Annotated in this window: 14 protein-coding genes; 1 reads left to right on the top strand and 13 read right to left on the bottom strand. The window is 52.1% G+C overall.

Annotated features, from left to right (window positions below; all coding sequences use genetic code 11):
* Positions 1–44 precede the first annotated feature (44 nt).
* The 9 genes from V5G20_RS07210 to V5G20_RS07170 form a co-directional block, all read right to left on the bottom strand.
* Positions 45–524 (bottom strand): DsrE/DsrF/DrsH-like family protein, encoded by a 480-nt coding sequence (locus V5G20_RS07210; RefSeq protein WP_003389587.1) that lies wholly within the window; start codon positions 522–524, stop codon positions 45–47.
* A 136-nt stretch (positions 525–660) separates the two neighbouring features.
* Complete coding sequence (locus tag V5G20_RS07205; protein ID WP_003389588.1) at positions 661–921, bottom strand: metal-sensitive transcriptional regulator; 261 nt, start codon at positions 919–921, stop codon at positions 661–663.
* 144 nt (positions 922–1,065) lie between these two features.
* Entirely contained in the window at positions 1,066–2,301 is a 1,236-nt protein-coding gene (locus V5G20_RS07200; RefSeq protein ID WP_422387992.1) for a branched-chain amino acid ABC transporter substrate-binding protein, read from the bottom strand.
* 338 nt (positions 2,302–2,639) lie between these two features.
* Positions 2,640–3,644 (bottom strand): D-cysteine desulfhydrase, encoded by a 1,005-nt coding sequence (locus V5G20_RS07195; RefSeq protein WP_172920580.1) that lies wholly within the window; start codon positions 3,642–3,644, stop codon positions 2,640–2,642.
* A gap of 168 nt (positions 3,645–3,812) precedes the next feature.
* Positions 3,813–4,817: a hypothetical protein gene (locus V5G20_RS07190; RefSeq protein ID WP_338463301.1), complete on the bottom strand. Its 1,005-nt coding sequence runs from the start codon at positions 4,815–4,817 to the stop codon at positions 3,813–3,815.
* 285 nt (positions 4,818–5,102) lie between these two features.
* Complete coding sequence (locus V5G20_RS07185) at positions 5,103–6,947, bottom strand: M14 family metallopeptidase (RefSeq protein WP_003389593.1); 1,845 nt, start codon at positions 6,945–6,947, stop codon at positions 5,103–5,105.
* Between the two features lie 175 nt (positions 6,948–7,122).
* Positions 7,123–8,688, bottom strand: coding sequence for a sensor domain-containing diguanylate cyclase (locus V5G20_RS07180; RefSeq protein WP_338463300.1), 1,566 nt, complete (start codon positions 8,686–8,688; stop codon positions 7,123–7,125).
* A 70-nt stretch (positions 8,689–8,758) separates the two neighbouring features.
* Positions 8,759–9,838, bottom strand: coding sequence for a CapA family protein (locus V5G20_RS07175; RefSeq protein ID WP_122958491.1), 1,080 nt, complete (start codon positions 9,836–9,838; stop codon positions 8,759–8,761).
* 251 nt (positions 9,839–10,089) lie between these two features.
* Positions 10,090–11,664 carry a long-chain fatty acid--CoA ligase gene (locus V5G20_RS07170; RefSeq protein WP_338463299.1) on the bottom strand — a complete coding sequence of 525 codons (1,575 nt, stop codon included), beginning with the start codon at positions 11,662–11,664 and terminating at the stop codon, positions 10,090–10,092.
* A gap of 257 nt (positions 11,665–11,921) precedes the next feature.
* Here V5G20_RS07170 and V5G20_RS07165 point away from each other — a divergent pair, with 257 nt between their 5' ends.
* Positions 11,922–12,932, top strand: a complete 1,011-nt coding sequence (locus V5G20_RS07165) for an LCP family protein (RefSeq protein ID WP_311068450.1) — start codon at positions 11,922–11,924, stop codon at positions 12,930–12,932.
* Positions 12,933–13,074: 142 nt separating this feature from the next.
* Here V5G20_RS07165 and V5G20_RS07160 read toward each other — a convergent pair whose 3' ends face one another.
* The 4 genes from V5G20_RS07160 to V5G20_RS07145 all read right to left on the bottom strand — a co-directional run bounded on the left by V5G20_RS07160 (position 13,075) and on the right by V5G20_RS07145 (position 17,572).
* The gene (locus V5G20_RS07160) at positions 13,075–13,830 is read right to left on the bottom strand and encodes an SDR family NAD(P)-dependent oxidoreductase (protein ID WP_003389599.1); all 756 of its coding nucleotides are present in this window, start codon (positions 13,828–13,830) and stop codon (positions 13,075–13,077) included.
* Between the two features lie 6 nt (positions 13,831–13,836).
* On the bottom strand, positions 13,837–14,274 hold the full coding sequence (locus V5G20_RS07155) for a MarR family transcriptional regulator (RefSeq protein ID WP_338463298.1): 438 nt from the start codon (positions 14,272–14,274) through the stop codon (positions 13,837–13,839).
* Between the two features lie 335 nt (positions 14,275–14,609).
* A protein-coding gene (locus V5G20_RS07150) for an IS1182 family transposase (RefSeq protein ID WP_122958896.1) occupies positions 14,610–15,940 on the bottom strand; the annotation gives its coding sequence in 2 pieces (ribosomal slippage) (positions 14,610–15,400 and positions 15,400–15,940; 1,332 coding nt in all).
* A 216-nt stretch (positions 15,941–16,156) separates the two neighbouring features.
* Positions 16,157–17,572: a Na+/H+ antiporter NhaC family protein gene (locus V5G20_RS07145; RefSeq protein ID WP_003389601.1), complete on the bottom strand. Its 1,416-nt coding sequence runs from the start codon at positions 17,570–17,572 to the stop codon at positions 16,157–16,159.
* Positions 17,573–17,585: the final 13 nt, after the last annotated feature.

Below are 17,585 nucleotides of genomic sequence, written 5' to 3'. Positions count from 1 at the left end.
CGGCACTCTTTGCTTTCAAACACGTACGGCTCCAAATGTTTCGCTTAAATGAACAGATTGACCCTGGACTGTTCGGCTTCCGCCAAATAGGTTGCCACTCCTGCAAATTTCAGGCCGTCTGCCAGCTCTTCTTCCTTGATTCCCAGGACGTCCATGGACATCGTGCAGGCAATCATCTCCACATCCAGCTCCTTGGCAAGCTGGATCAGCTCGGGCAGCGAAGCCACGTTCTTTTTCTTCATGATGTGCTTCATCATCGTCCGGCCCATTCCGCCCATGTTCAGCTTGGAAATCCCCAGTTTTCCGGGACCACGGGGCATCATCCGCTCAAACATTTTCTCCAAAAATCCTTTTTGCACCGGTACATGCTGCTCTTTTCGCAAGATGTTCAAGCCCCAGAAGGTGAAGAACATCGTTACCCTGTTTCCCATGGCTGCAGCTCCGGTTGCGATAATGAAGCTGGCCATCGCCTTGTCCAGATCACCGCTGAATACGACCATGGTCGTCTGCTTTTGAGCTTCCATTTTTGAACTCCTTCCTCCCATTATACCTACAGGGGTATTTATGAGATCAAAAAAACAGACTGGCTTCCCAATCGTTATATACCCCTACCCCTATTAGTATATTGTAAGCCGCGTTTTGCTGTCAAGACCGAGTGCATCATCGGCTCTTGACCAGCAGTTGAATCGCTTCCTGCACGACTTGATCGGTATCCCTGCCTTCCGCCAGCTCCTCCTTGATGCATGCCGCCAAATTTTCCGCCACGATCAAGGCGATCGCTTTGTCCACAGCCGAGCGAATGGCCGAGAGCTGACTGACGACCTCCTTGCAATCCTTGTCTGTTTCCATCATGCTGAGGACTCCCCGGACCTGCCCCTCTACCCGTTTCAGGCGGTTTTTCACATTGTCTCCGTATTTCATTTTGGCTTCCTCCTGACCTATGCCGGCCGATCTTTTTGCTGGGAAGGAGGATTTGCATGCGCAATCCCCTTACCCCTATGGGTATATAATAGACAGGAAGGAAGGGCTCTGTCAAATTTGCAGAACCCCTCTTGCATAACTCTCCTATTCGATTTTTCCGATGAACTTCGTGCCTTCCTTCTCAAACTTGTACATGAAGACATCCGCGAACTCGTTGTCGCCTTTCTCGTCAAAGGTGACCTTTACGAATTTGCCCTGGTAATCTTTCGTGCTGTGGACCTTTTCCAGAACCTGCTCGCGGGTCGGCTTTTTCCCGCCGTTCTCTTTGATGGCGGCTGCCAGTCCGTCGAGAATCACATTGGCCGACTCATATGCGTAGTCGGAATAGGTTCCCGGCTTTTTGCCCATTACCTTTTCATATTCTTCCGCCCATTTGCGGCCTTCCTCGGACTGCTTCGCGTCTCCAGCCAGAGCAGTCAGATAGACGCCTTCGGCTGCGGCTCCGGCGATCTTGATCAAGTCAGGGGAATCGATGCCATCCCCGCCCATAAACATGCCGGTATATCCTTTTTCCCTCGCCTGCTTCACGATGATGCCCGCTTCCGGATAGATGCCTCCGAAATAGATCATGTCGGGCTTGCTGGCGACGGCCGTATTCACGACGAAATTGTAATCCTTCTCGCCCTGGTTTACCCCTTCGTAGCCCAGTACCTGAACGCCGTCCTTCTCGAACTGCGCTTTTACCTGATCGACCAGCCCTTGCCCGTAAGCGGTCTTGTCGTGGATCAGGAAGACGGATTTCACGCCGAGCACTTCTTTGGCATACTTGGCTCCTTTTGGACCTTGGGCGTCATCGCGGGCACAGATCCGGTGAACGGTCTTTTTGCCCTCCTCCGTCAATGTAACCCCGCTGTTTGCCGGAGATACCATGACCAGACTGCCCGACTCATACTTTACGGAAGAGGGGATCGCTACGCCCGTATTGAAATGGCCGACTACACCCAAAACATCCGGGTTGGCTACGAGCATTTCCGCGTTGGATACGCCAATTTTCGGGTCAGCCTGATCGTCCTGCGGGAACAACTGCAAGTCAAAGCCGAGCTGCTTGAACTCCTCTTTCCGCTTTTCAATGGCAAATCCGGCTCCGGTCTTGATCGCATCGCCGATGGCGGACTGTGATCCGGAAAGCGGGCTTTGCGTGGCGATCAATATCTTTTCGCCGCCCCCGCCGCCCCCACTGCTGCTGCCGCCGGACGATGCGGTATTGCCGCCCGACTGGTTGTTCTGAGCAGGAGCTGTACCTTGCGAATTACAGCCGACAAGCGACATGCTGAGGAGCAGCATGGACGCCAGCACGGTAGTCAACTTTTTTGGACTCACGAAAATCCCCCCTGTATGTTTTCTATTTCTATCTTATCTGTAAATATAAGAAAAAATAGAAATTTCTTAACCTTACATATCGTCAATGAATAACCTGCATAAATGTTACATTCTATCTATTTTCATAATCGCATTTTTGTGCTTCATCTTCTTATTTTCGTTCTGTATGTATCGTACCGTTATTTAAATTCCATCTTTTGTAATTCATTACATTTATGGATCAGTTTTCGGCAGAGGAGATAAAAAAACCGACGCATCATTGCGTCGGCTTCTGGAGAGTGCGACAAAAGGCAGGCGTAATTTCTCCTCTTATTACGGATTACGGACTTGTTCATACCTTATCTCTCCGCTAAGAACACATCTGCATAAGTGTACAGCGCCGGTGCCCCTCCGGTGTGCAGGAACAACACCCGATCCTCTTTGCGAAACGCTCCCTTGCGAATCAACCCGATCAGACCGGCCATGGCCTTTCCTGTATAGACCGGATCGAGCAGAATCCCCTCGGTTTGGGCCAGCAGCTTCACGGCCTCCACCATCTCAGGTGTCGGAATCGCATAGCCGGGGCCCACGTATTCGTCCTCGCAGCGAACCAGCGAAGCAGGCCATTCTCCCTTCAGTCCAACCAGCTCTGCCGTAGAGAGCAGCAGCTCATGGACTTTTTTCTCCTGCGTTTCGCGGTCCCGGCTGACATTGATGCCAATGACGGAAGCAGAGGATTGGCGGGCGGCAAAACCGGCGATCAGTCCGGCTTGCGTCCCGGCGCTTCCCGTCGCGGTCACCACATAGTCAAACGGAATGCCCATCTCCCATGCCTGCTGCTCGATCTCTTCGGCGCAAGCCATATACCCGAGTGTCCCTACCTCGCTGGAGCCGCCGACCGGGATCTGGTACGCTTTTCGTCCTTCTTTCTCCAGGGCTGCAGCGAGTTTTTCCATCTCCGCCGGCATATCCCCATCCGCAGGAATGATCTGCAGCTTCTCGGCTCCCATCAGGTGAAAGAGCAGATGATTGCCGCTCGCCTGGGGATTGTAGCCCCCCGTTTCCGGTTCGCTCAGCACCAACTGGCAGCGCAGCCCCTCCCGCACTGCTGCGGCGAGAGTCAGCCGACAGTGGTTGGACTGTACGGCTCCGCAGGTAATCAGCGTATCCGCACCTTGCTTGAGCGCATCCGCCACCAGGTACTCCAGCTTGCGCGTCTTGTTTCCTCCCGCTGCAAGCCCGAGCAGATCATCTCGCTTGATATAGATGGCAGGGCCGCCTAATGCTTCGGATAAGCGTTTCAGCTCTTCGATCGGTGTCTGTCCGTTCGTATACCGTCTGCGCTCATAACGGATGTGGTTCACTTTGCTCGTCTCCTCTCCTGTCTCCAACAATCGCTTGCGATTTTGGAAACTGCGTGAGTTGCTTACGTTCATATGTGTTCTGCCTGATTGGCTGCATGATCACATTCAAGATTGCCTTCATCATAGCCTAATTTGCAGGGAGTTTCTACCGGCAGCATCTCCACTACACTATGTTTTTTCCTCGGCCGCACTCTTGCCCTCCTTTGGCTTTTCTTCAGATTCCGCCGATGTTTTCTTGGCTGAGGACCGTTCTTTTTCACGCCTGCTTTTCTTTTCCCATTGCTCGTAATCATGAATCGCATATCCCGCATAAGCGGAGTATTTCTTCATCCGCGTCTCGAGTATGCTTACCTGCTCTCGCATGATCTTGGTATCTTCTTCATAAAACGTCGTCCGGTCCCCTTCGTCGCTTTCCAGCACATTCAGGCCGACCACCACTTTTTGCCGATCATATCCTGCTTCGTCCAGGATGCGGCTCGAGATGTCCAGCACCCCGTTGGAGCCTTCCACGTAATCCCGGTAGGCCATCAATGTCACATGATCGAGCTGCCCGATCAGCCATTCACTGACGCTCTGCGTCTCGCTCGCAGGCAGCTCGTTCATCCAGAATGGAATATCGGCGCTCACCTGCAGAGCGGGATCTTTTTTCGTCTCCTGGACCACAAGCTGCATGTTTTCCATCCATTGGCTTTTCAAGGCTTCCTTGTCACGCTTCCACTGCGGATGCACATGCGGCTCGATGTCGACGTGAATTCCGGTGAAGCGCTCGTCTTCAGCCGCAGCACGGTTGTAGACATGCACCCAGTCTATAAAGGAGGCAATGCTTTTTTGACTGGAGACGAGCGACCAGGCAGGGTCGCCGCCAAGGGCATCCACCTGTATATCCCTTGCGCTCGCTTCCTTGATGAATGTGCGATACGCTTCCGGCGGCACATTCTTTTGATCGATGTGCAGATAAATTCTGTTGATGTCGTTTTCTTCGGCAAAAGAAAGGATAGCCTCACCCTTTTCTGCGATCAGCTCCGTGTTCCAAAGCCATGTCGCTCTTATGCTCGGGGCCGACGCGAAAAAAAGCCACAGCATCGTAGCTGTTATCGTCAGGGTAAGCAGCAGCCTTAGCCAAAGGTACCGGTGTACTCGCTTGCATCGTCTTTTAGCGGGGATCGTGCTCATATGGCTGCCTCCTTCGCCCTGTTTTTTTCAGGCATCTGCCTCTTTGCCTTCTTAATGAAACAGACGGGCTGGGGCCTTGTGCAAGTTGCAACGATTTGTTGACAGGAGCGCATGAAAAAAATGGACTTGACCATTTCCAAGTGAAGATGGTGTAGGCGCACGAAAAGAGACGAGGGGCTCTTCCGTCAAGCAGCTTCACTGCTTTTTTGGACAGCCCCTCATTCGTTTGGTGCTTTCTTTACAGACATTGCCGACTGAAAGCCTGTGGTTCTAGCCGTGGGAGTCTCATTTGACAGGTATCACCACGTTCACGGTCCCGCCACGTGTCGAGCGAATGGTCACCTCGGCATTCCCCTTTCCTTTGACGGTCCAGGAAAATGTTTTCGTCCGCTCTTCCTCTTCCAAGGCGCCTCCAAAGAATCCGGCATCCTGGATTTTATCCGTATTCTCGTCGGCCAAAGCCAGTCCATCCCCCAGTTCGATGCTCGCGGAGCCTTTGCGCACGATTTTGACGAGCCATGCCTGCTTTAACGCATCTGGCAAAAAGCCTTCATTTGTCACCGTCACACTCACCGTTGAAGTACCGTCCTGATTCTTTTTCACCTCTGTCTTTGTAACGACCAGCAATGGAAGCGATTTGGCCAACTCCAGATTGAATTTGCTTTGTTTTTCGACCGCCTGTTTCAAATAGCTTCCCGCAGGAGCGTTTTGGTTCCAAAATTTCGGGTTCCAGCCGCCAATTTCTACCTTCCCCAACTGCGGGTGATCGTAGGCCATCCAGTTTTGGAACAGCTTGCCCTTCAATTCCGGTATGTGATCATTCATCCATAGCTGATCCAATTCATCGGTCTTGCCGTCCTTGTTGTAGTCTTTGACATACTCCTGTTTCCCCCACAGCTCGTCACCGTACCAGATCGCTCCATACTGAAAGTACCCCCAGTCAGGCGAATGCCCGAACAGCGGTGTCCCTTCCGAGCCGCCCCTGCGGGTGTGGTACGTGTAGTAAACGTCTCCCGCCCACGGATAGCCGGTCAATTCCTGGCCCTTTTTGTCCAAATGCTCATAGTACTTCAGATCTTCCGGAAACATGGACTCCTCACTCTTGCTGGTGGATGGGGGACGCAGGTGCATCGGCACCGTGGTATCCATCGTCTCTACGACCGAAATGTGGGGATTTTCCAGTAGAAACAAGACGACTGACCGCATCTCCGGTTCGGATAACGGATATTCTCCCGCTCCCCCCTGGGTCCATCCCATCCCGGTCTGTTCCGTCATGGGCCGCCAGTTCTCCGGATAATTGCGGTGAATGTCCAAACCGCCAATGCCATCCTCATTGTATTTTCCGTCGCCGTCATTATCGATGCCCTCGGACAATACCCGATAGTCTCCTTTTCCTTCTCCAACCTGCTTCATCAAACGTCCGGACGAGTCAGACGGGTCTTTTATGTAGTCCCCCTTTCCCATCCCGACATACTGACGCATTTGCCGGGAATAGCCGTCACCATCCAAATCCTCCAGAATATCTTCGTCCATGATGCCGTCTCCGTCGTTGTCAACGGGCCGATTGGTGGAGCGATTGGTTTGAATGGTATTGAGGTACAGCTCGGAGCCGTCGGGATTTTCAACAGGTCTCACATAAAATGTGCGGGTATCCAGCAAGCGGGTAATCTCAGGGTCCTTCCCGTACTTGGAGAGGAGTTCATGCGCAAAATGCAGCGCAGCCACCCTTGTCGTCACTTCTCCGGAATGCCGGTTTGCCCCTACCCACATAGCCGGCTTGCTGGTAGCAGTACCGGTTTTTTTGTTGGTGATCGTAATTTGCCAGATGTCCCTGCCTTCCAGTGACTTCCCCGCTGACTGAAGCTCTACGAGATCAGGATACTGCTTCGCCCACGTCTCCAGCCAATACAGCACCTCGTCGTAAAGGGGATAGTGCTGGATGTCAAACTTGCCAGCTTGTATCGGCTTGGTCTCCGGATATGCGTACTGCTTTACCTCAAAGGATGCTTGCGCAGGGATAAACGGGCGTTTCAGAAACGGTACCTGACCGACTGGGGAAGCAGCAGCCGATACAATACCTGCCTGTGACAACACAATCGTCGCCAGAAGTCCGGGAAACCAGCGTTTCACCATTCATCTCTCCTTATGTTGTTTTGAATTTTCTGAAATATACTACATAATTACTGGGACAGGTCTCTGTTTATTCCTCTTGATTTGAGTCGCACCGGCTCTCTCTTGGATGTTGACAGCAAGAAGCCCGCTGCTTGACCAAATTTCGTCAAAGAACGGGCTTTTTAAGGATCGGCTACACAATGGTTCTCATCAGCTTCGTCTGATTTCGTCCTTCCTGTTTTGCCTTGTACATGGCCTCGTCAGTCAGAGCCAGCAATGTCTTTGTATCGATCTGCGGGGCGATCGTCCCCACTCCAAGCGAGATCGTCACAGGCTCGCCCGTGGGACTGACGGTATCGCTCATAAACATCCGCAGAGACTCTGCCATCAGATACGCCGTTTCTGCACTCGTCTCCGGCAGCAGCACGATAAATTCCTCTCCGCCGTAGCGGCCGCAAATGTCCCCTTTCCGCACATGCTGCTTCATCGCCTGGGAGAGAAAGCGCAATACCTCATCTCCGGTCTGGTGACCGAATTCGTCATTTACCTTTTTGAATCCGTCTACGTCCAGCAGAAGAACCGAAAACTGTTTTTTCGTTTCCGTCCACTGACGCAACGTATTTTCGATGTATCTGCGATTCGCAAGTCCGGTCAGCGGGTCGGTCAATGACTCTCGTTTGATCACGTTCATTTTGTGGCGCAGCGTCTCCGCATACTGCTGAAAAGCGTGATTGATCTGCTCGGCCTCGTAGTACCAGGTCGGGATCGTCGGAAACGGCTGTACCTCTGTTCCCGCCGTTCGCACGCTTTTGGCGTAGTTGGCCAATTGGCGCAATGGATTGACCATTTTCTGGGTCAGAGAGAACGAGATCAAGAGTAGCAAAATGAAGAAGGGACTGATATATCCAAACATGTCGAGGACGACCTTCAGGGTTGGAGCCAGCGCTTCCTCTTCCGGAGTCTGGGAAACGATCCCCCAATTGGCGGATGGCACATAGGCGTACCCGGTCAGCATCGGGACGCCTTGCGTATTGACCACTCGCTCCGCGCCCGATTTTTGGTCCATCAGTTTTTGGACGACGCTGTTGCCGTCTACCATTTGACCGATTCTTTCCTCCTCCGGGTGGTAGATAAGCGTGCCATTCTGGTCGACAACGTACAAGTATGAGCCGTCTTCGTAAAAATGCTTGCCGAGGAACTCATGCAACGTGTTGTCCTGCTCCAGGTAGAACGTTCCGCCCAGAAAACCGGCATAATTTCCGTTCTCGTCCCACAGAGGCGTGGATACCAAAACAATCAGTCTGCCCGTAATCGCTTTATATGGCTGCGACACTACTGTTTTTTTCTTTTCCAGCGCTTCTCTCGCACCGCTCGACATCAGAAATCGCCCATCGACTTCCATCCTCGGCTCCGTTGCGAGAATCTTTCCCTTGCTGTTTGCGACCAAGATGGAATTGAAGAACAACGTGCTTTCCTGCCACAGCTTCAAATGTTGCTGCAGCCTCTGGCGATCTTTCAGAAGAGGGGCGATCTCGCCGGCGCTCGTCTCCAGATTCTTTTTCATACTCTGAAACATAAGATCGGTAGTCTGGGCCATCTTCTCGCTATAGGCGCGGTTGATGTCGAGGATGTCATCTGTCATCACCTGCTTGACCACCAGATAGATGCCGGCGCCGCAGCTCAGCACGATCAAAAACGTCGAGACGGAAAACAAAAAGACCAGCCAGAAGCGCAGGGTAAAGTGTTTATAGGAATCCATCAGGTTTGCTCCCCTCTACATAACAATAGAGGAGATACCCTTTTTTGCTTTCACCGAAACTCGTTGCCTTTTATTTCCTCGTTATATTTCCCGCCTCGTCAACCCCTGCCCCATACGAGAGCTTCGCAACCTTCTCCCTGAGCTTTTTCGCATTGTCTCCTGCCTGGGGAACGGGCTGGCCATTTACAATTTTAGCCGGGATGATCTTGCCGTCTGTCTTGTTCTGGGCAAACGTCAAAGTGACGATCAGCGACTCGGAGCCCTTTGGATTTCGCGGCGTCGTAAAGACGAAATTGCCCACGCTGTAAAAGATCGGGGCCTCTTTGTACCATTCGACCCCCATGAGGGAATGGCTATGGGACCCCACAATCGCATCCACTCCATTGTCGATCAGCAAACGGGCCATCTGGCGGGCGTACGGCTCAGGGTAGTCCTTGTACTCCAAATTCCAATGCATGATCGCAATGGTGATGTCGGACTCTGCCACAGCCTTGCGAACATAGCCGAGCATCGGCTCCCGTGAATAGGCGTGAGCCAGCCCCGCCTTGTTCTTCCCCGCAAACCACTTCTGATTGGGCAGTACACGGCTCAGCCCGATGATTGCTACCTTCTTTCCTTTGATCGTCTGGATATAGGGGGCAAACGCCTCCTCCTCCGCCTTTCCTCCGCCTACGTAAGCGATATCGTTCTCGCGCAAATGCTGCATCGTATCCAGAAAGGCGTCCATTCCGTAGTCCATCGTGTGGTTGTTGGCCAAATTGACGACGTCGAAGCCGGCATTTGCAAGGCCTGCCAACGTTTCCGGCTTGGCCCGGAAGGTAAATTCCTTGTGCTCGGGGGATCCCCGTCTGCTGACGGCAGTCTCGAGATTCCCCACTGTCAGATCAGCCTGCTTGAGCAGCTCGGCCGTTTTGGCAAAAGGATAGTCCACTCCGTAGCGTTCGATTTGCGCTCCGACGTTCTTGTCCAGCAAAATGTCGCCCACCACCGTGACCGTGATCGGCTCATCTGTCTGCGGAGCAGGCGGGTCTTGCTGCGCCTGGGCCGATTGCTGCACTGCCCCGCTCGTTTCCGCCCCCGCAAACGCAGGAAAGAGGCTGAGATTGGCAAGCGACCAGGCAGTCAGGATGGAGACAACCGCTTTCCACATGTCGATCTTGTTTCACCTCTTTGCTTGTTTGCCTCATTCTATGAGGGCAAGAGCGTGAAACATGACGAAAAGCGAAAGCCGCCCGGATGCCCAGGCGGCCCTCTGTTTTCTGTTTTTAAGGAGCGCTGTTTCGTATTGGAACAGCTTGGGGCGGACAAAAAAGGCTGTTGCAGCGCCTGCGTCCAATCTGATTATCCGTCCGTTTTTGCGTCCTGTCTGCCCCTTATTCATTCTTGCGTCGCGCCTGAGCCTTATTCTTGCGTCGCGCCTGCTCCTTTTGCTTCCTCCCGCAGCGTCCGCCGCAAAATCTTGCCTACGGCCGTTTTCGGCAGGGCGTCGCGGAACTCGATAATTCTCGGCACCTTGTAGACGGCCATGTTCTCCCGGCAAAAATCGGTGATTTCCTCTTCGGTCAGGACAACTCCCTTTTTCGGAACCACGAACGCTTTTATCGTCTCTCCTCGATACGCATCAGGCACGCCGATGACGACAGCCTCTTGCACAGCCGCGTGCTGATAGAGGACCTCCTCTACCTCACGCGGATAAATATTGAAGCCCCCGGCGATAATCAAATCCTTTTTCCGATCGATGATATAGTAATATCCCTCTTCATCCTTGTAGGCGATATCCCCTGTGTACAGCCAGCCGTCTTTGAGCGTTGCCGCCGTCTCTTCCGGCATTCCCCAATAGCCGGTCATCACTTGCGGACCGCGCACGACCAGCTCTCCCGCTTCATTCGGCCCCAGCTCCGTCTCGCCGTCCTGGAGGCTGACGATTTTGGACTCCGTAAACGGTATAGCCGTCCCGATCGACCCGGCCTTTCGCTTATCCCTCGGGTTGAAGTGAGTGACCGGGGAGGCTTCGGTCAGGCCGAAGCCTTCGAGAATCATGCCTTGCGTCTTGGCTTCAAAGCCTTTGATGACCTCAACAGGAAGCGGTGCGGAGCCGCTTGCGCACAGGCGGATGGACGAGATGCCGTACTCTTCCGCCTGCGGATGGGCATTGACCGCCACGTACATCGTCGGCACCCCCGGGAATACCGTCGGTTTCGTATCCTTGATCGTCTGCAGCACTTCCTCCAGGTCGAACCGGGGCAGCATGACCTGCTGCGATCCTCCAAAAATGGCCATGTTCATGCAAACGGTCATCCCGTAGACGTGAAAGAGCGGAATCACAGTCAAGATCCGGTCGGGATTGTCGACGTCTCCTCCCATGATGATGTGTGACTGATAGGCGTTGGCATACAGGTTTTGATGGGTCAGCATCGCCCCTTTGGAGCGCCCTGTAGTACCGCCTGTATACTGGAGTACCGCGATGTCATCTGGAGACACTGACACCTCCGGCAAATCCTCGGCAAGTGCCATGACGTTTTCAAAACGGAGCCATCCGGCTGGAAGCTCCGAATCCGTAGGAGGCAGTTCAACGATGATTCTCGCCGCCAAGCCTTCAGCGCTTTTTACCTTTTCGACCACCGGCAAAAAGGGAGCAAAGGTGATCAAGGCTTTGGCACCTGAGTCGGTCAAATAATGCTCCAGCTCGGCCGGAACCGCCATGGGATTGACCTGTACAACGATTCCACCCAGCTGCAGAATGCCGTAGTAGGCTGCCACGTAATGCGGACAGTTGGGCAGCATGACCGCCACTCGGTCTCCCTGCCCGATCCCGAGGCTGTGCAGTCCGGCGGCGAACTTCTTGACCAGCACTCCCAGTGTCCCGTAATCCCATTGCTGTCCTTTGAAATAAACGGCGCAACGCCAAGGAAAGCGCTTACAAGTTTGTTCCAGCATTTGCGGCAAGGTACTTTGCAAAAGTTCGTTTGTGCTCATCGTCCTACACTCCCTCATCATTTTGATTCGAAAGCTTCCGTTCAGACATGTGCTGCCGATGCCAACATATTCGCGGTACTTTATCCTATTACCTCTCTCCTAATTTTACAGCTTGTTCGCCATTTTTCCTGCCTGTTTTCAGAAGAAAACAAAAACTCGTCAAAAAATGCCCCCTTTCTGCCAGTTGTTACCCCCCTGTAACGAAATCTTGTCGAAAATCGTCTACACTCAGTGTACATCCTATCGAGGTGGAGTTTATTGTGAAAAATAACCAAACTCAAAATCTAAAAAGAAAACGAAAGAGCAAGCGTCGCATCGTTTTTTTGCTAATCCCCATTCTGGTCCTGCTGTTCGTCTCAACCGGGTATGCGGTCGATCTGTACCGCAAGGCAGCCATGCTGGAGGAAAAGTCCCATCAGGAGCTGCAGCGGGGAACGATCTCACCCAAGCGTGTGGAAAAGAAGGATGCTTTGGCAGACAGCTTTTCTGTCCTGCTCATGGGTGTCGATGACAGCGAGCAAAGACATAAGCAGTACGGGGAAGCCATCCGCACGGACGCCCTTCTGCTTGCGACCTTCAACAAAAAAGACCGCTCCGTGAAGCTGCTCAGCATTCCGCGCGATTCTTACGTATACGTGCCGGTTGAGCAGAAAAAGGACAAGATCAATCACGCCCATGCCTTCGGCGGCGTGGACGCTGCGGTGGAAACAGTGGAAGGTCTGCTCGACGTCCCGGTCGATTACTACGTAAAAGTAAATTTCACGGCGTTTATGGAAATCGTCGACGCGCTCGGCGGGGTCGAGGTAGATGTTCCGATCACGTTTACGGAGCAGGACAGCAAAGACAGGCCGCGTGCGATCAAGCTGAAAAAAGGGCTGCAGACGTTAAACGGCGAAGAAGCCCTGGCGCTGGTCCGGACCCGAAAAATAGACAGCGACATGGAGCGCGGCAAACGCCAGCAGCTCGTGCTGGAAGCGATCTTCCACAAAACGCTGTCGTTCGGCTCTGTCACCAAGTACGGAGCGCTGCTGGAGGCGCTGGGCGACAATGTGAAGACGAACCTGCGGCTGTCTGACCTGGAGGCGTTCTATTATTTTGCCAAGGGAAGCAGCGTCAATATTGAGAAGTTGCAGTTGAAAGGCAGCAGCATGTACAAGAACAACATTTATTACTACAAGCTGGACGAGCAGGACTTGGCCGAGATCCGCAAAACGCTGCAGGAGCATTTGGGACTCGCAAAAAGCAGTACGCTGCCGCAAGCTTCGTAATACATGTACACCCCCCGCAAGACCATGCATCCAAAAAAGAAGGCTGTCCCTCAAGCAAGAGCATCTGCTTGGAGGACAGCCTTCTCGGCTAGTTGGCATGAACAGGTTTTGACAAATGGTGTTCGATCGCGGAAACAGCCGCTTACAGCGTGAGACCACCGTCAACAACGACGATAGAGCCTGTCATGTAGGACGCGCCCGGGGAAGCCATGAAAGCGACCACACTCGCGATTTGATTCGGATCAGCCATGTAGCCGATGCGCGGGAATTGGATTTCCGGAACATTTCCGGTTTCTTTGATCGTTTGCTCAAAACCGGCTACCAGGTTGGTCGCTACGCCGCCAGGGCAGATGGCATTGATGCGGACGCCGGTTTTCGCGTATTCCATCGCAGCGGACTTGGTCAGGCTGACGACTGCGTGCTTGGAAGCGGAGTAAACGCCCAGGCTGTGCTCGGGCTTCACGCCTGCCGTGGATGCCGTGTTGATGATCACGCCGGAGCCTTGCTTTTCCATTACTTTGATGACGTATTTCATGCCGAGGAACACGCCTTTGGTGTTTACGGCGAAAATGCGGTCAAACTCGGAATCCGGAATATCTGCGAACAGGTACGGTTTTTGGATGATTCCCGCGTTGTTGAAAAAGACATCGATCCGGCCGAACGTCTCGACCGCTTGATTGACATAGTTTTGCACATCGGCGCTTTCGGCCACGTTTGCTTTTACGAAGATCGCTTCTGCGCCTTTTTCCTTTACGAGCGCGAGCGTTTCTTCACCGAACTGCTCGTTGAAATCGACCAGTACCAGGCGATAGCCGAGCTCGGCCAGCTTGATCGAAGTCGCGCGGCCCATGCCGCTCCCTGCACCAGTGATTACAGCTACTTGTTGTTGTGTTGTCATGTCATTTCACTCCTTGTCAGGTTGGTAATGCTTGAGGTTGGCAACCATTTTTTCGTAGTGCTGCAGAAGCTGCGTCAATTCCTCGGGAGCAAAGCCGCTCCAAAGCGTTTCCGTCAAATGATGGTACTTGTCCAGAATCCGCTTCAAAACGTCCGACCCGGTCGGTGTGATCTCGAGGAGCGTTACCCGGCGATCCTCTGCGGAGACAGATCGTTTGATATACCCTTTTTTGACCAGCTTGTTGGCCAGATTCGTAACGGCTGGAAGACTGATCTCCAGTTGTGCCGCCACATCCGAGCTCTTTTTTGTTCCCTCGTCCTGCAAGATCTCCAGCATATACACCTGAGAACCGGAAATATCCGGGTCGAGGGCCTTGCCATAGGCCACCATAAACTTGTGCATCATGATGGAAAACTGTTTGGATAGTGACTGTTTTACATCCATGGCAGGCTATACCATCTCCCTAGTTTATTAAAACGTTTAATAGTTAATACTTTTAACTTTTTCAGTTTTAGTCTAAATCATTTGATCAGCTCATGTCAACGTGCCTTGCAAAAAATTCATGAACCGGAGCTTGGCTCCGTTCGACTATATAAATGAGGAGAACATTTGTGAGAGGGTGTTGGATTATCAATGCACAGCTTTCTTCCTGCTAAAAGAAAAGCCGGAGGAATACCCTCCGGTCAGGCTGTCGAGAAACCCCACAATATGTTGGAGTTTCTTCTTTCATAACAATAAAATTGAGCACGAAGTGCTGGAAGTCTTAGATAGCACCACACCTAACATGCCTTTGCAAGGTGGAGTGCTATCTTTTTTATATTTTGAACGGTTGCTGTCAGCAACGCTTGCTCTTGGACATTTTCACGTCCGCGCAACCTACAATAGCGAAGTCCATGCAGTTCTTTGGCATCTGCAAAACTTCGCTCTATCGTTTGGTATCTCAACCTGTATAGGTATTTTCCTGACTTACTTAAGCGGTTCTGTCGAACCCATTCTTTACTCTCTTCCCATACATGCCTGGTTATCACCTTTTGGTGATTTTTTGACCGTGTACACATAGTGAGCATCGGACATGCCTTACATATTTCTTTATTTGACTTATACATTCTGTATCCGTTACGGTCAGTTGTCGAATAAGCAAGCTCATGTTTTTGGGGGCAAATATAGACATTCTTTTCGGGATCATATTTAAACCGCCATTTGGCGATAAGGCCTTTAACAGGTGAAAAAGCTCGATGGCCAATGACGGCAAAGATATTTAGATCGTGCAGAGCCTTGCAGATTGGAGTAGTTAAATAGCCAGCATCCAATGCAACGGCTTCAATGGTATCTGTAAACCCAAACTTCTCAATTTGGTGTTGTAGCCGATCTACATAAGGAACAGAATCATGAACGTTACCCGCAGTCACGTGTACATCAGTTATGATATTGTACTTATGATCGACTGTCCGATGATCGAGATAGAAAAAGCCTTCAGGCTTTCCGTCACGAACCATGTAACCACTGTCCGGATCAGTAGTACTCACCTTGATTTCCTTTTCTTCCTTCACATCCTCTCTAGGCTTCAATCCTTTTTTCCGTGTGCTTCACGGTCTTCATTAATGGCTGCTTCTAAATCACTAAGGTAGGCTCGACTAGATTTTTCAATAACATGCTTCTTAAATTTACGTTTGTTCGCATTTGCTTTCAGATGAGTGGAATCACTTATCAAAACACGTCCGCCAACCATGCGATGTTGGATAGCAAGGCGAACGATTTCATCAAAAATCTCTTGGAAAACATTTGTGTTTTTAAAACGAGTTCGACGATTCCAACTGATGGTAGTGTGGTCTGGAACTCGATCTGTTAGTGAAAGGCCAAGAAACCAGCGGTAAGCAATATTCGTCTGAATTTCCTTTTCGAGTTGTCTTTCTGACCGGATACCGTAAAGGTATCCAATGAAAATCATTTTAAATAAAACCACCGGATCAATGGCTGGTCTACCGTTATCTTCACAATAGTATTGGCGTACTTTTTCTCGGATGAAAGAGAAGTCTACATGCTTTTGAATAACTCGTAGCAAATGGTCCTCCGGGACCAACTCATCAAGGCATACAAATTCATATTGCATTTGTTGCTTTTTTTCATTAGAGGAAAGCACAATAATCACCCGCCAGTAAATGTAATTACAAGAATATTATAACACATTAACGCGGTGTCGTCACAAAATACAGGGAAATAAAAATGGCTGTCGACTTTCTCGACAGCCTGGCCGGAGGAATACCCTCCGGTTTTTTTGGTGCGCATTTAACTGTTTGATCTTACCCACAAACGGCAATCACCCGCTCTACACAAACACAAACCCGATCACCAGATACAGCAAAGCCGAGATGACCGCGACTGTCAGCGCGTACGGAAGCTGCGTCTTGACGTGGTCGATGTGGTCAGAAGCCGCTCCTGTGGAGGCGAGGACCGATGTGTCGGACAGCGGCGAGCAGTGGTCCCCGAAGACGCCTCCCCCGGCGACTGCTGCAATCGTGGCGACGACCAGAATGGAAACCTCTCCGCCGGAAAAGGTGAAAGCGAGCGGAGCGGCCAGCGGCATGACGATGGCGAAGGTGCCCCACGAGGTCCCGGTGGCAAAGGAAATGACGGCGCAGGTAATAAAAATCAGGAACGGCAGCAAATGAGGAGTGAGCCAGCCTTCCGTGACGGAAATGATGTAGTGGGCTGTCCCCATGTCTTTGCTGAGCTGGTTGAGCGAAAAGGCAAAAGCCAGAACGAGAATGGCCGGCATGACGCCTTTCATCCCCGCTGTCGCCGTCTTCATGATGTCGGCAAACGGCACCCCTTGAATACGCATGATAATGCCGAGTATGACCGCTGCCGCCAAAAAGGCTTCCATCGTTTTGGCCGACTTCATGGTCATAAAGGTGCCGACGGCGATAGAGATGACGATGATCACCGGCAGGATGAAATTCAGGAACACATTTGTCTTGATTCCCTCGTAAGGAGGCGTGTCGGTCAGCTCCGAGCCCATCAGCGGGTCTGCGCCGTCGCGAAGCACCTTCCCTTCCTCCAATGCCCGTTTCTCCGCCTTTTTCATCGGGCCAAATTCCGGAATGACGCGGAGCGCAAGCAAACCGACGAAGAGAACCGACAGGATGGCGTAAAAGTTGAACGGGATGGTCTTTAAGAACAGGGACATGGCGTCTGCTTCATTGGCGATGGTGCCGACGCCGATCAGCAGGCCGGTAAAGTAGGCCGCCCAGCCCGTAATCGGCACCAGCACGCTGACCGGCGCCGAGGTGGAGTCGGCGATATAGGCCAGCTTTTCCCGGGAGATTCTCGCCTTGTCAGCCAGATTGCGCATCGTCGAGCCGACAAACAGCGGGCTGAAATAGTCGCTGAAGAACACGAACATGCCCAAAAACCAGGCGACAAGCTGTGTTTTCACACGTGTGAACCGCCTGCGCTCCAGCATCAGTGTTACATTCTGGATCGCTCCGGTCCGCTGGAAAAATGCGATCATCACGCCGATAAACAGCTCCAGGAGCAACAGTCCGGAAAAGCTGGTCGTACCGAGCGCGGTTTTCAGCAAGGCGGGAAATCCCATCAGGCCTTGTCCCGACAGCAGGATGCCGAGAAAACAGGCTACTGCAAGCGAAAACACGGTGTTTCTGGTCCAAAACGCGAGAATGACAGAGACCGTCGCGGGAACCAGCGAAATGATGCCGAGATGAACTGCTTCTGTCGCCTCCATAGACAGCACTTCC

It is taken from the genome of Brevibacillus borstelensis (assembly GCF_036700025.1).
In the GTDB taxonomy this organism is placed as follows: Bacteria; Bacillota; Bacilli; order Brevibacillales; family Brevibacillaceae; genus Brevibacillus; species Brevibacillus borstelensis.
The sequence above is the reverse complement of the archived record's forward strand: the minus strand, read 5'-3'. Positions and strand labels throughout refer to the sequence as shown.